The following is a 14,853-nucleotide window of genomic DNA, read 5'->3' on the forward strand; positions in this document are numbered from 1 at the left end:
TGTATCATAAACTAACGTGTTGACGTTATTTTCGCTAACATCTTCAATCTTAACTGCTGGCAATCCATCTAAGAATATCTGCATCTCATCTATTAGTAATACCGATCTTATTTAGCAAATCTAATTGCCAGATAAATATAATTGTAAATATTAACTTCGCTACATAAAAATAAATTATAAATTTAAAGAATAATACCAATGAAAACTATTTTTGCCATTTATTTATAATAAGATAAATTGCAATTTTTAATCCAAGAAATAATTTGACAGTATAAACTCAGCCTAAAAACAATTCTTCTAAAAATAATATATTCCAACCCTATATTTAAAATCAATTTATATAGGTTTTTACCATTATAACAATGGGTTATAAATATCTATAGTTTCATCTAATAGGCTAGGTAAATACATTTAGCAAATATATTTTTATTTAGTATAAATTAATCATCAAGTTTCAATTACTGACTCCGGTAATACAACAAAAAAAATAATTTATAAGTGAATATTTTTTTGCCTCATCACGATAGAAACGATAGCATGCCCATCCATAATCCAATGGCAGCAATAAAAACCATAATAACTGAAGGCGCTAAGACGCTCTTTATGCATTAACCTTTAGCAATCAGTTGCTGTAATACATTCACGATGATTGCACGACAGACAGGAAAATAGGGAAAGTCTATGATGTCAGGAAAACACTCTGCGGAGACCCACCACGCCGCAAAAAAACGCTGGTTAGACTCTCATGATACGGGTTATCACAAAAGTATGGGCCGACGTCATATACAGATGATAGCTATCGGCGGTTCTATTGGTACCGGTTTATTTTTGGGCACAGGTGCCCGTTTGCAAATGGCCGGCCCGGCACTGGCGCTGGTGTATCTGGTGTGTGGGGTTTTCTCGTTTTTTATACTCAGAGCACTCGGCGAATTAGTCCTACACCGTCCTACCAGTGGCAGTTTTGTTTCTTATGCCCGCGAATTTCTCGGTGAAAAAGCGTCCTATGTTGCCGGATGGATGTACTTTCTCAATTGGGCCATGACCGGGATCGTCGATATCACTGCGGTGGCCCTGTATATGCACTATTGGGGGACATTCTCTGATGTTCCACAATGGTTGTTTGCACTGGGTGCGCTGTCAATTGTTGCCACCATGAATATGATTGGTGTGAAATGGTTCGCTGAAATGGAATTCTGGTTCGCACTGATCAAAGTCGCCGCCATCTCAATATTTCTGGTCGTAGGGGTGATATTCCTTGGTACGGGTCAGAGTGTTGCTGGGCACGCCACGGGAATACACCTGATAACCGAGAACGGCGGGCTATTCCCACACGGATTATTACCTGCATTGATATTGGTTCAAGGGGTAATATTCGCCTTCGCGGGTATTGAATTAATTGGTACTGCGGCCGGTGAATGTAAAGACCCAGAAAAAATGCTGCCGAAGGCAATTAATAGCGTAATTTGGCGTATTGGCCTGTTTTACGTCGGCTCAGTGGTACTGCTGGTGTGTCTACTGCCATGGAATGCCTATCAGGCCGGTCAAAGCCCTTTTGTCACATTTTTCAGTAAGTTAGGTGTTCCCTATATCGGCACCATCATGAACATTGTGGTGTTATCGGCCGCCCTTTCCAGCCTGAACTCTGGCCTTTACTCGACTGGTCGCATTCTGCGCTCATTATCAATGGGCGGCTCAGCACCCAAATTCATGTCCAACATGAGCTCCCAATCCGTCCCTTATGCCGGGATACTGGTTACCGTGGCTATTTATGTCTTCGGCGTGCTACTTAACTATCTTGTTCCATCACAGGTTTTTGAAATTGTTCTGAATATTGCTTCTTTGGGGATCATCAGCTCATGGGCATTTATCATTATCTGTCAGATGAAATTACGTCAGGCCATCAAGCAGGGAACTGCAAAGCCGGTATCCTTTAAAATGCCTGGTGCCCCGGTGACGTCTTGGCTGACGCTATGTTTCCTGGCCGGCGTTTTAGTGATGATGGCATTTGACTATCCGAATGGTACCTGGACCATTGCCGCGCTACCCGTGGTGGCAGTGTTACTGATTGCCGGTTGGTTCAGTTTACGTAAACGCGCCCAAGAGGTAGCGGCGGCGCCGATAGATACAGCGCCAAAGCCTACCTCCAGGGAAGACATAATCATTAAGGAAGTGAAACCCACTGAATTGTACGAACAAAAATCCGCAAGTTAATTCCCCTTCAGTCCGTAGGTCAATAGTCATGCCCACGGACTGAAGCTCACATCATCAGTGCCGGTTACGGACCAGTTGATAACGGCGAGTTAGATATTCAATTGGCACACTCCAGATGTGTACCAGCCGCGAAAAGGGGAACAGGACAAACAAGGTTAATCCCAATACGATATGCAGTTTGAAAATCAGTGCCACATCGGTCAGATAGGCTGATGCACCGGTACGGAAAGTCACAATTGACTGCGCCCAAGCGACCAATTTCATCATCTCACTACCATCCATATGCTGAGCCGAGAACGGAATACTGAGTAGCCCCAAGCTGACCTGTACCACCAAGAGCAGCAGGATCAAAATATCGACGCTGGTACTGGTGGCCCTGATCCGTGGATTAGTCAGCCTCCTGCGCAACAGCATTACTCCGCCAATCAACATCATGACACCGCAAGCGCCGCCAGCGATCATCGCCATTTTTTGTTTTATCTCTATTGGCAAGAAGGACTCATACATCCAATGTGGGGTCAGCATACCCAGCACATGGCCAAAGAATATCCCCAGAATACCGATGTGGAATAAATTAGAGGCCAATCGTACACCCTTTTTATCCAACATCTGACTGGAGCCTGCACGCCAACTGTATTGGCCATAATCGTAGCGCAGCCAACTCCCCAACAAGAAAACCACCAGCGCCAGATAAGGATAAATATCAAAAAAGAATTTATTCAGAAAGTTCATAATCTGACTCCTTTATCATCCACAGTCGAATGGGGCTGAACCACTTTCTTGGCCTCGGATGCGGATTGAACACTGAGATATTGCGGTAGGACGGCACCGGAAAAGCGTTTTTGGTGAGTACCCTGCTGAGCCGATGAACAGCCCTCTGTGCCAAGGAATTTCACTTGCTCCTCTTCCCAGACGGCATCCAGCGCTTTTGGTGTGTCATCACGGGTTTCACCCGCTACTTTATCGCCAAGATTCGCACTACGTATATCACTGCCTGACAATACTAATAGCAGATCAAATAACTGAGCATATTCACTATCACGCTGATGTAGGCGCGCGCCCAAGAGCGCCAGAATTGGCGCAATATCCTGTAAACCTAACGTGGTTTCGGCCGCAGGCTGGTTAGCCAAATACTCAAGATACAGTGGCAGGAAGTCGGGTAACTCTTTGCAGTCGAGCACCAACCCCGCACGCTGATACTGTGCCATTAGGTCCACCATGGCTTGACCACGATCTCGTGATTCACCGTGCACATGTTCAAACAACAATAGTGAGGTGGCGCGGCCACGATCGAACAGGCCGCAATAGATAGCCTGACAATCAAGCAGTTCGCTACCACACAAAGTACCGATAAATTGCCTGAGCATGTGGCTCTGTTCCGCCGTGAGTTCGGCGGCGTCGTTCAGTGCCTCAACCAGTTCTTGCTGGTGCTGCCACAAATCAGTATCCGGGTATTCCAGTAAACGGGAGATTATCCGCAGGCTAATCATGAGAGACCCCCCTGCTCAGTCTTTTTGCTCACATCCACGGCATCGATACGGCGGCTATTGAACAAATTGAAGCGGCTGTCACTACCATGGCAACCATCACCAAAACTGAAGCCACAACCTTTGCTTTCCGGGAAGGCATCGCGAGCAATTTCCCGATGACTGGATGGGATCACAAAACGATCTTCATAGTTGGCAATGGCCAGATAGCGATACATCTCCTGAGCCTGAGCCTCTGTCAGCCCGACAGCCCCTAGCGCGCTGAGATCATTTTTGCCATCAACCGTTTCAGCGCGTTTATAGTGCCGCATAGCTAACAGCCGTTTCAGCGCCATTAATACCGGCTCGGTATCTCCCGCAGTCAATAAATTAGCCAAATACTGCACCGGAATACGCAGGCTTTCTACATCGGGTAATACACCATTATGGGGTAACGCGCCAGAGTCTGCCGCTGACTGAATCGGTGATAACGGCGGGACATACCACACCATCGGCAAGGTTCGGTATTCAGGATGCAACGGTAGCGCCAATTTCCACTCCACCGCCATTTTATAAACCGGAGAGCGCTGTGCCGCGTCGATCACACTGAGTGGAATACCGTCTTGCTCCGCCTGTGCAATCACCGCCGGATCGTTAGGGTCGAGGAAGATATCCAATTGCCGTTGATAAAGGTTTTTTTCATCGGTTGCCGACGCCGCCTGCTCAATAGCATCAGCGTCATACAGCAGCACCCCCAGATAGCGAATACGCCCTACACAGGTTTCAGAACATACCGTCGGTTCACCGGATTCAATGCGTGGATAACAGAAAATACACTTCTCAGATTTACCACTTTTCCAGTTGAAATAGATTTTTTTATACGGACAACCGGTCAGACACATACGCCAGCCCCGGCACTTATCCTGATCAATCAGTACAATACCGTCTTCAGCCCGTTTGTAAATCGCACCACTTGGACAGGTCGCCACACAGGCGGGATTGAGGCAGTGCTCACATAAGCGCGGTAAATACATCATGAAAGTATGTTCAAATTGCCCGTACATCTCTTTCTGCATATGGGCGAAGTTCTGATCTTTAGATCGTTTTGAAAACTCCCCACCCAGGATCTCCTCCCAGTTAGGGCCATTCTCGATTTTCTCCATCCGTTGACCGGTAATCAGTGATCGAGGACGAGCAACCGGCTGATGTTTACCGGCAGGTGCGTTATGCAAGTGCTGGTAATCGAAATCAAAAGGTTCGTAATAGTCATCCAATGCTGGCACATCCGGGTTGGCAAAGATCTTGGATAAGACGCCGACCCGCCCTCCCATACGCGGTGCCAACTTGCCATTAATTTTACGGATCCAGCCGCCTTTCCATTTGTCCTGATTTTCCCAATCGTGCGGATAACCCAGGCCCGGTTTGCTCTCAACGTTGTTAAACCAGGCATATTCCATACCCTCACGACTGGTCCAGACATTCTTGCAGGTGACCGAACAGGTGTGGCAGCCAATGCATTTATCCAGATTCAGCACCATGCCGACTTGCGAACGGATTTTCATAGTTTGCCCCCGTTATGACTCTCTTTCTGCTGCTCATCATCCAGCCAATCGATGTTATTCATTTTACGCACCACCACGAATTCGTCACGATTGGAGCCTACCGTGCCGTAATAGTTAAAGCCGTAGGCTAATTGCGCATAACCGCCAATCATATGAGTAGGTTTCGGGCTGATACGGGTAACAGAATTATGGATACCGCCACGCTGACCGGTAATTTCAGAACCGGGGATATTAATGATGCGTTCCTGCGCGTGATACATCATGGTCATACCTGACGGAATACGCTGGCTGACCACAGCACGAGCCGTTAATGCTCCATTGTTGTTAAACGCTTCGATCCAGTCGTTATCTTCTATAATTAACTCTTTGGCATCATCTTCACTCAGCCACACTATTGGGCCGCCCCTCGATAGAGTCAGCATCAATAAGTTGTCACTGTAAGTGGAGTGAATGCCCCACTTCTGATGAGGCGTCAGGAAGTTAAGTGCTTTCTCCGGATTACCGTTCGGCTTCTTATTGAGTAAAGGTTGCGCCGCACGAGTATCGATTGGTGGGCGATAACACAATAGACTCTCACCAAAGGCACGCATCCATTCATGATCTTGATAAAGCTGTTGGCGTCCGGAAAGGGTACGCCACGGGATCAGCTCATGAACGTTGGTGTAACAAGCATTATAAGAAACATGTTCATCTTCCAAACCAGACCAGGTGGGGCTGGAGATGATTTTGCGCGGTTGAGCCTGAATATCCCGGAAGCGGATCTTTTCATCTTCTTTATTTAAAGCCAAATGCGCATGTTCACGGCCCGTCAGTTGTTCCAAAGCCCGCCAGGCTTTTACCGCGACTTGCCCGTTAGTCTCAGGTGCCAGCGATAAAATCACTTCTGCGGCATCAATTGCAGTGTCAATTTTTGGTCGTCCGGCAGCAGGACCATCAGGCTGGGTATGATTCAGTTTTTTAAGGAAATCGATTTCAGGCTGGGTATCCCAGTTGATCCCTTTCCCACCATTGCCCAATTTATCCAACAACGGTCCCAATGCGGTAAAGCGGGCATAAGTTGCCGGATAGTCACGCTCGACCACCATAACGTGAGGTGCAGTTTTCCCTGGGATCAGCTCACACTCGCCTTTCTTCCAGTCCTTAACACCATAGGGTTGTGCCAGTTCAGCCGGTGAATCATGTTGAATAGGCAAGGTCACCACATCGGTTTCCTGACCTAAATGCCCGACACAAACCCGTGAGAAAGTTTCCGCAATACCTTTGTAGATATCCCAGTCACTTTTAGATTCCCACGCAGGGTCTACTGCCGCAGATAATGGGTGAATAAACGGATGCATATCCGAGGTATTCATATCGTCTTTTTCATACCAAGTCGCCGTTGGCAAAATAATGTCTGAGTAGAGGCAAGTGCTGGACATACGAAAATCTAATGTCACCACCAGATCCAACTTCCCCTCCCCGCCATGATCCTGCCATTCCACCTCTTCCGGCTTCACGCCGCCCTGCTGGCCAAGGTCTTTACCCTGAATGCCATTTTCGGTACCCAGTAAGTATTTAAGCATGTACTCATGCCCTTTACCGGAAGAACCCAGTAGGTTAGAGCGCCAGACAAACAGGTTTCGTGGGAAGTTTTGTGGATCATCAGGTTGCTCGGCTGCAAACCGTAACGTGCCGTTTTTAAGACTTTCGACGGTATACTCTACCGGTGTTTGACCCGCTTGTTGCGCGCTGGCAGCAATAGTCAGCGGATTACAGTTCAATTGTGGGGCTGAGGGCAACCAACCCATACGTTCAGCACGAACGTTAAGATCAATCAGGCTCGGACTAAAGCGAGAGCTATCGGCCAGCGGGGATAGCAGTTGGGTGGTACTCACAGTCTCATAACGCCATTGACTGGAATGGTTGTAGAAAAATGACGTCCCATTCATATGGCGCGGTGGGCGTTGCCAATCAAGACCAAAGGCCAAAGGCAACCAGCCAGTCTGTGGTCGCAGTTTTTCCTGCCCGACATAGTGCGCCCAGCCACCGCCGCTTTGCCCGACGCAGCCGCAGAATATCAACATGTTAATCAGCGCACGGTAGGTCATATCCATGTGATACCAGTGATTAATACCGGCACCGACGATAATCATCGAACGACCGTGGGTCTTCTCGGCGTTATCAGCAAATTCGCGAGCAATACGGATAATATCCTGGCGCGCTACGCCTGTGATTTTTTCAGCCCAGGCTGGCGTGTAAGCTTTAATACAATCATAACTGTTGGCCGTATTATCATCCGCCAGACCGCGATCCAGACCATAATTGGCCATCATCAGGTCATAAACACTGGTTACCAGCGCTTCACTGCCATCGGCCAATGTTAACCGTTTTACCGGCAACTTATGTTGCAGCACTTCTTCCAGTACCACGCTCTGGAAATTCTCACTGATTTCACCACCAAAATAGGGGAATCCAACATTGACGATATCATCATGTTGGCCCAGCAAGCTTAGCTGTAATGAGACTTCCTGTTGCGCTTTGCCCGCGCGCTGTTCAAGATTCCATTTACCCTTTTCCCCCCAGCGATAACCGATAGACCCTTGCGGCGCAACCAACTGCCCGCTATTGCCGTCTATGGCGATAGTCTTCCATTCGGGGTTATTATCCTCCCCCAGGTTATCCACCAGATCGGCGGCACGCAGTAAACGCCCTGCGGCGTAATTACCGTCATCACGCGGTTCAAGCAGTACCAGCATCGGCATATCGGTGTACTGCCGCATGTATTCAACAAAATAGCTGCTTTGCCGTTGTAGATGGAATTCATTAAGGATGACATGGCCCATCGCCATCGCCATGGCACTGTCTGTTCCTTGTTTCGGATTCAGCCATTGGTCGCACAGTTTCGCCACTTCCGCGTAATCTGGCGTTACCGCAACGGTCTTGGTGCCTTTATAACGAACTTCCGTAAAGAAGTGAGCATCGGGTGTTCGGGTCTGCGGAACATTCGACCCCCAAGCGATAATATACGATGAGTTGTACCAATCCGCTGATTCCGGAACGTCAGTTTGCTCACCCCAGGTCATCGGTGATGCTGGCGGCAAATCACAATACCAATCATAGAAACTGAGGCAAACGCCCCCGATCAGCGACAGATAACGCGCGCCAGCCGCATAGGAAACCATCGACATCGCCGGAATAGGTGAAAAACCGATAATTCGGTCTGGCCCAAACTGTTTGGCGGTGTAGACGTTAGCCGCTGCAATTAATTCATTCACTTCTTGCCAGCTTGAACGGACAAAACCACCGCGACCTCGGGCTTGTTTGTAGCTCTTGGCCTGTACGCTGTCGCCGACAATTGAAGCCCATGCCTCTACCGGGTCACTGTGCAGCACTTTAGCTGCGCGCCACAGTTGCAGTAGGCTCTTACGCATCATCGGGTATTTCAAGCGATTGGCACTGTATAAATACCAGGAATAACTGGCCCCCCGTGGGCAGCCTCGCGGTTCATGATTAGGCAAGTCTGGACGGGTACGAGGGTAATCAGTTTGCTGGGTTTCCCAGGTTACCAGACCATTCTTGACATAAATCTTCCAGCTACATGAGCCGGTGCAATTCACACCATGAGTAGAACGCACCACTTTGTCATGCTGCCAGCGACTACGATAACCGTCCTCCCAATCACGATTGGTGTTCAGTGTCTGGCCATGGCCTTGCGCGAAAGGCTCGGCAAGCTGCTTAAAATAACGAAACCGGTCAAGAAACTTGCTCATCCGGAGATCTCCTGATTGAGGGATATGACAGCCCTATTCATTTTTATAAGTGGATTAACATTGCTCAATATTATTGCTTATCTATCGGATCGTACTGATTAACGTGGTTTTTTAGTCGCCATACCGGCATTGAGTTTGCGGCCATACACAAACCAGGTGATCAACACGCAGACCACATAAAAAACCACAAATAACTTCATCGCACCGGCCGGTGAACCGGTCAGAGCTAACGACGTACCAAATGATTTAGGGATAAAGAAACCGCCGATGGCACCAATAGCAGAGATAAATCCCAATGCCGCCGCCGATTCTCTGACGGCATCGTGCTGTGCTTGTTCATCGCTGCCTCCGGCCTGGATCACCCGATCAATAGTCAGTTTGCGGAAAATCACCGCTATCATCTGAAATGTCGATCCACTGCCTAATCCGGCAGTCAGGAACAGCATCATAAACACGCCAAAGAAGGCAAAGAACCAGCCGGTAGAGTTCGCACTCGGCAAGGTAAGGAAGAGTAAGGCGGCAAAGATTGCCATCAGAACAAAATTAACCAGCGTGACGCGAATGCCACCAAAACGATCAGACAGTGCGCCCCCCATTGGCCGGGCTAATGCTCCCAGTAACGGGCCGAAGAAGGCATAATGCAGGATGGTGACATCAGGGAATTGTGTTTTTGCCAACATGGCAAAACCGGCAGAGAAGCCGATGAATGAACCAAATGTTGCCAGATAGAGCACCGCCAAAATCCACAGGTGCCCTTGCTTTAAGACCGGTAACTGTTGAGCTATCGAGGCTTTCGAGGCCGACAGATCATTCATGCCAAACCAGGCTGCCACACTGAAAATCAGTAAGAACGGTATCCAGATATAGGCGGCATTTTGTAACCATAGCTGACTACCATCAGTTTGCGGATAACCACTGCCCAGAAATGCGCTGAACACCCCAACCGAGATAGCAATAGGGGCAATAAGTTGCATAACACTGACGCCGAGATTGCCTAATCCCCCATTAAGACCCAGTGCGCCGCCCTGCTTTGCTTTCGGAAAGAAGAAACTGATATTGGCCATGCTGGAGGCAAAGTTCGCGCCGGCAAAACCGCACAATAATGAAATTAATACAAATGTCCCATACGAGGTGGTGCTGTCCTGTACCGCGATGCCTAACCATAGGCAGGGAACAACCAGAAACAGTGTGCTGATTGCGGTCCATCGGCGACCACCAAATACCGGAATGACAAAGGAGTAAGGCACACGTAACAGTGCACCTGATACCGACGGTAAGGCTGTCAGCATAAACAGTTGATCAGTAGTGAAGTTAAAGCCTACTTTATTCAAGTTCACCGCTACGGCACTAAATAGCATCCAGACGCAGAAACTGAGTAACAGGGCTGGAACTGAAATCCACAGATTCCGGCGTGCAACACGGTGCCCGACTTGTTGCCAGAACCGTGGGTCTTCTGGATACCACTGCTGTATTGACTGGCCACCGGGTAATTTTGCCGGAATAGCTGAAGATGATGAGTTAGCTAGTGGGGTCGAAGAGTGCGACATAAAAACCTCAATCAGGGTGACCACAAACGGGAGTAATGCGTCACCCTAGGCACCAGAGGCCATTTCAAAGTTGATTTACATCAAGAGGAGGTGAAGTTAACTTTCAGCTAACAATACACACACATCATTTATGGGTAGTGCTATTTTTGTAAAAATACTCTTTATTTTCATTCTCTTGCCGATGCCTGTTTTTTATCCAGAAAGCTTAATATCTCCACAGGCTATTAGGGGGTACTCCCTATTGGTTATGGGGTAATAGCCACGGATGATGAAGAATATCGATCAGTCATCCTATTCGGGGCCTTCCCCCCTCAGCCACAGGAATTATTCATGAGTGAACAAGACGCCGCGACCATCCTGTTGATTGATGACCATCCGATGCTAAGGCACGGTATTAAACAATTAATCAGCATGGCTCCGGGATTATCCATTGCCGGTGAAGCCAGCAACGGCGCACAAGGTATTGTGCTGGCAACCGACCTTGATCCCGACCTAATCATGCTGGATTTGAATATGCCCGGAATGAATGGTCTGGAAACACTGGACAGACTACGTCAGGAGTCGTTGTCTGGCCGAATTGTGGTGTTTACCGTTTCTGACCATCAGGATGATGTTATTAATGCGTTAAAACGCGGCGCAGATGGCTATCTGTTGAAAGATATGGATCCAGAGGATTTATTGGTCTCGCTCTATGATGCAGCGGCGGGGCAAATGGTACTCAGTGATGCATTAATGTCGATACTGGCGATCAACTTACGCGAAAATCGACCTGATAATGAACGCGACATTAACACTCTCACGCCACGTGAACGCGATATCCTGAAACTCATCGCTAAAGGGCTACCGAATAAAGCCATTGCTCGTAAATTACTGATTGCAGAGAGTACCGTCAAAGTTCATGTCAAACATCTGTTGAAAAAAATGAAACTTAAATCACGGGTCGAAGCCGCAGTCTGGGTGGTGCAAGAAAAAGTCCTCTAGCTTGTTGAGAAAAAAATCGCGCAACACTACGCCGGGTGCTGCTGCACATCCAGCAAAGTTGGTTTAATGCTATTCTCTTGAATCGCGCTAAGTCACAACGTGTTGCCACCTTATTTCGATGGAGAAGAGGACGATGAGTATGGGCCCCAAGGAAATAACTGTTTCACGCCAGCAAGTAGCTGGCTTGACCGTTCGCACCAAAAACAGTGATGAATTTAACCCTGAAACGGCTAAGATTTCAGGGTTATGGACCACCTTTTTAGCCGGTAACATAGAAGATGAAATCACAGGTCGGGTACCTGATTCTCCGGTGGTGGCTGTGTATTCAAATTATGAGTCAGATATGAAGGGTTATTATGATGTTACTGCCGGTGTTATCGTCGATAAAGGGAACCCAGATTACAATAACGTAATAATAGCCGCCGGAAAATATTTGATGTTTGAGGCTAAAGGCTCCATGCCCTCCGCCCTTATTCAGGCATGGGGCGATGTATGGCGTTTCTTTGAAAAACACCAGGAAATAAAGCGCAGTTATCTATCAGACTTTGAGCAATATTGTGGCGCTGAAGAGGTACAGATTCATATCGGTATTATTGAGTGACATATATCGACTGCCACTCGCTGATTAGAGTGGCAGCGCCACTGGATATTACATCTCGACAAGAGCGCTAACGTATAGCAAAGTTTAATCGCCATAGCCATACGAACAAATACCATGATAAATATTTCTTCATAAATACGAACATGTTATATTTATTTCAGTTGAACTATTGGTGAAAAACATGACTACAGTGCCGATTAATACCACCAGACAGATGAAACAAAAAAATATCATGCTGGTTGCCAACACATTAAAATCGCTGATATCCGCAACCAAAAGCGATATATCCGTTCAAACCGGATTAAGTCTGGCAACCTGTGGCACGATATTGAATGAGTTATGTGCAAAAGGAGAAATTATTGCAAAATCTGTCGATGAGTCACGTGGTGGTCGGCCAGCAAAGCGTTATATATATAATTCGAGTTACTTTAGCGTATTAAGCATTTATGCCGAGGGGACCAATACCTCCGGTATCATATCTTCATGTCTGACTTCTGCCGATGGCAAGATCCTTGCAGAATACGATGAAGTCTATAACCATTTGACCGCAGAAACCTTGATGCATCGTATTCAAAAAATTGTCGATAATCACAATAATATCAAAGCAATAGGAGTAGGCCTGCCCGGCGTCATTGTTGATGGGAAAGTACTCACCTGCGATATTACCAATCTGGAAGGATTGGCGCTAACTGAACAATTAAGTAGCCGATTGGGTATTTTTGTTCAGGTCGGTAATGATATGAACTATACCGCATTTGGCTTCTATCGGAATAATTGTCGTAACATCAATGCACCTATTGCCTATATTTTTATGCCACCCAGGCATTGTGCTGGATGTGGCATTGTTATTTCAGGGGAAATGCTTCGCGGGGCGAGTCAATTTGCAGGCGAGGTTTCAAAACTGCCATTTTATGACCACCCGAAAAATAATATGGCATGCCATAGCGCGCGGATACTAGAGCGGCTTATCCATATTGTTTCATCTTTAATTGTTATAATTAATCCCGATACCATAGCCATATCCATATCCGATGAGCAAGTCAGTCATAATTGTATTGAAGATTTATCTAATGCATTGTTAAAAAAATTTGATAGTAAACACCTCCCCCACTTTGTTTATCGGGACAGTATTAAACCTGACTATCATAATGGGATATCAGAATACACTCTTGATGCATATAATAATTTTAGGGTATTTGAAATTTAGCGCTTAAACCCATCAATGAGGAGGGTGAATCGACCCAAGGCAAAAATTCTATCACCGAAAACACCTCAATCAGTCTCAGCACAAGTTGTTACCCCTCGCCATAACCTTGTACCCCCTCTTGATAGCCAACAATCTTCTTGACAGCTCTCGTTCCATCATTATAAATTACCACTTAATATAAGTCTTTTATAAATTAATTTGCATGCATTACCCCCCACTTTCACCGCCCATGACCCGAGAAGGTACTCACTGAATGTCTAGCTATATCGTTGAATACCCTATGGATACTCAGGCTAAACGCACATCAACGCGATCAATCTTCTTTGTTGCCGGATTTGCTATGGGGCTGTGGGCATCCCTGGTGCCCTACGCCCAAGAAAGACTGCATTTCGATGCAGGTTCATTGGGTATGTTGTTGCTCTGCCTGGGTACGGGTTCACTGCTCGCAATGCTGTTCTCCGGAAAACTCATTGGCCGTTTTGGCTGCAGGAAAATAATGCTATTAGGTATCGCCTTGACCTGCATTTTCCTCCCTACTCTGGCGGTTATTGACCAATTCCCCTTGATGGCACTATGCCTCTTCTTTTTTGGTGCTGGTATTGGCTTAGTGGACGTGGCCGTTAATGTTCAGGGTTCTTTGGTAGAACAGTCCTCAGATAAACCACTGATGTCAGGCTTCCACTGCTTATTTAGCATCGGTTCGATTGCCGGTGCTGGCGGTGGTGCAATTCTCTTTACTATTGGCTTAATGCCCTTACCCGTGACCCTCATTGCTATCGCAGTTATTGCTATAGTCACCGCTGTTGTTTTTAACGAATTAATCCCCTTCGGCGATCATAAAGAACCTAATGAGCCAGTAATAACAAAACCCCGCCCCAACTTCCGGCTCGTTTTAATGGCACTCATGTGCATGATTTGTTTTATGGCAGAAGGGGCAATATTAGATTGGAGCGGCGTCTTTTTAACTAATGACCGTGGCCTTGATATCGCGCATGCTGGATGGGGATTCGCTATTTTCGGCGGCACCATGTCAATCATGCGTTTTACGGGCGACAAAGTTGTCAGTTTCTTAGGCCGCAAGCGAGTACTGATTTTTAGCAGTGTATTTTCCATGATAGGTTATGCCATTGCGGTCATGGTACCTGACTGGACATTCACATTGCTGGGCTTTGCTCTGGTTGGGATCGGCGCAGCTAATATTGTTCCGGTATTGATCACATTGGCAGGTCAGGAGAAAGTGATGCCCGTAAATATGTCAGTGGCGATGGTTGCTACTATGGGTTATTTCGGTGTTTTAGGTGGCCCTGCACTCATCGGCTTTATTGCTCACTTAACTGACCTTTACACGGCATTCTCAATCGTCGCCCTGACATTTATTGTCATTACCATGGGGGCATTTAAACTGAAATACTCCTGTGAGTAATTGCACGGTACTTCCTGCTAACAAATAACAGCAGCATAGGTTTGCTAAAAACGTTCTGAAGATAAAGATGTGACTGAGAATGGTAATTTTACCGGCTAGCATAATT

Annotated in this window: 10 protein-coding genes; 5 read left to right on the forward strand and 5 right to left on the reverse strand. The window is 47.1% G+C overall.

Annotated elements, in window-relative coordinates; all coding sequences use genetic code 11:
* Positions 1-681: 681 nt before the first annotated feature.
* Positions 682-2,211: an L-asparagine permease gene (gene ansP / locus AEP37_RS10065; protein WP_049612927.1), complete on the forward strand. Its 1,530-nt coding sequence runs from the start codon at positions 682-684 to the stop codon at positions 2,209-2,211.
* A 54-nt stretch (positions 2,212-2,265) separates the two neighbouring features.
* Here the strand turns inward: ansP and narI are convergent, their stop codons facing one another.
* The 5 genes from narI to AEP37_RS10090 form a co-directional block, all read right to left on the reverse strand.
* Positions 2,266-2,943, reverse strand: coding sequence for a respiratory nitrate reductase subunit gamma (gene narI / locus AEP37_RS10070; RefSeq protein ID WP_049612928.1), 678 nt, complete (start codon positions 2,941-2,943; stop codon positions 2,266-2,268).
* Positions 2,940-3,701 carry a nitrate reductase molybdenum cofactor assembly chaperone gene (gene narJ, locus AEP37_RS10075; protein ID WP_049612930.1) on the reverse strand — a complete coding sequence of 254 codons (762 nt, stop codon included), beginning with the start codon at positions 3,699-3,701 and terminating at the stop codon, positions 2,940-2,942. The genes narI and narJ overlap by 4 nt, the downstream gene beginning before the upstream one ends.
* On the reverse strand, positions 3,698-5,239 hold the full coding sequence (narH, locus tag AEP37_RS10080; RefSeq protein ID WP_049612932.1) for a nitrate reductase subunit beta: 1,542 nt from the start codon (positions 5,237-5,239) through the stop codon (positions 3,698-3,700). The genes narJ and narH overlap by 4 nt, the downstream gene beginning before the upstream one ends.
* Positions 5,236-8,988: a nitrate reductase subunit alpha gene (locus AEP37_RS10085; RefSeq protein WP_049612934.1), complete on the reverse strand. Its 3,753-nt coding sequence runs from the start codon at positions 8,986-8,988 to the stop codon at positions 5,236-5,238. Before AEP37_RS10085 ends, narH begins: the two co-directional genes overlap by 4 nt.
* A 98-nt stretch (positions 8,989-9,086) precedes the next feature.
* Positions 9,087-10,535 carry a NarK family nitrate/nitrite MFS transporter gene (locus tag AEP37_RS10090; protein ID WP_049612935.1) on the reverse strand — a complete coding sequence of 483 codons (1,449 nt, stop codon included), beginning with the start codon at positions 10,533-10,535 and terminating at the stop codon, positions 9,087-9,089.
* A 330-nt stretch (positions 10,536-10,865) separates the two neighbouring features.
* On the opposite strand from AEP37_RS10090, the gene narL reads away from it, so the two are divergent.
* The 4 genes from narL to AEP37_RS10110 all read left to right on the forward strand — a co-directional run bounded on the left by narL (position 10,866) and on the right by AEP37_RS10110 (position 14,747).
* On the forward strand, positions 10,866-11,516 hold the full coding sequence (gene narL / locus AEP37_RS10095) for a two-component system response regulator NarL (protein ID WP_049612937.1): 651 nt from the start codon (positions 10,866-10,868) through the stop codon (positions 11,514-11,516).
* A 133-nt stretch (positions 11,517-11,649) separates the two neighbouring features.
* Entirely contained in the window at positions 11,650-12,117 is a 468-nt protein-coding gene (locus tag AEP37_RS10100) for a GyrI-like domain-containing protein (protein WP_235801400.1), read from the forward strand.
* 181 nt (positions 12,118-12,298) lie between these two features.
* Complete coding sequence (locus AEP37_RS10105) at positions 12,299-13,324, forward strand: ROK family protein (RefSeq protein ID WP_049612939.1); 1,026 nt, start codon at positions 12,299-12,301, stop codon at positions 13,322-13,324.
* Positions 13,325-13,604: 280 nt separating this feature from the next.
* Complete coding sequence (locus AEP37_RS10110; RefSeq protein WP_408068325.1) at positions 13,605-14,747, forward strand: MFS transporter; 1,143 nt, start codon at positions 13,605-13,607, stop codon at positions 14,745-14,747.
* Positions 14,748-14,853: the final 106 nt, after the last annotated feature.

This window comes from Yersinia pekkanenii (assembly GCF_001152565.1).
Classification (GTDB): Bacteria; Pseudomonadota; Gammaproteobacteria; order Enterobacterales; family Enterobacteriaceae; genus Yersinia; species Yersinia pekkanenii.

Excerpts from the sequence above, each read along its gene's own strand:
- AEP37_RS10090 (WP_049612935.1), bottom strand. The coding sequence starts at position 10,535 with ATGTCGCACTCTTCGACCCCACTAGCTAACTCATCATCTTCAGCTATT.
- narI (WP_049612928.1), bottom strand. The coding sequence starts at position 2,943 with ATGAACTTTCTGAATAAATTCTTTTTTGATATTTATCCTTATCTGGCG.
- narL (WP_049612937.1), top strand. The coding sequence starts at position 10,866 with ATGAGTGAACAAGACGCCGCGACCATCCTGTTGATTGATGACCATCCG.
- AEP37_RS10100 (WP_235801400.1), top strand. The coding sequence starts at position 11,650 with ATGAGTATGGGCCCCAAGGAAATAACTGTTTCACGCCAGCAAGTAGCT.
- ansP (WP_049612927.1), top strand. The coding sequence starts at position 682 with ATGATGTCAGGAAAACACTCTGCGGAGACCCACCACGCCGCAAAAAAA.
- narH (WP_049612932.1), bottom strand. The coding sequence starts at position 5,239 with ATGAAAATCCGTTCGCAAGTCGGCATGGTGCTGAATCTGGATAAATGC.
- AEP37_RS10105 (WP_049612939.1), top strand. The coding sequence starts at position 12,299 with ATGACTACAGTGCCGATTAATACCACCAGACAGATGAAACAAAAAAAT.
- AEP37_RS10110 (WP_408068325.1), top strand. The coding sequence starts at position 13,605 with ATGGATACTCAGGCTAAACGCACATCAACGCGATCAATCTTCTTTGTT.
- AEP37_RS10085 (WP_049612934.1), bottom strand. The coding sequence starts at position 8,988 with ATGAGCAAGTTTCTTGACCGGTTTCGTTATTTTAAGCAGCTTGCCGAG.
- narJ (WP_049612930.1), bottom strand. The coding sequence starts at position 3,701 with ATGATTAGCCTGCGGATAATCTCCCGTTTACTGGAATACCCGGATACT.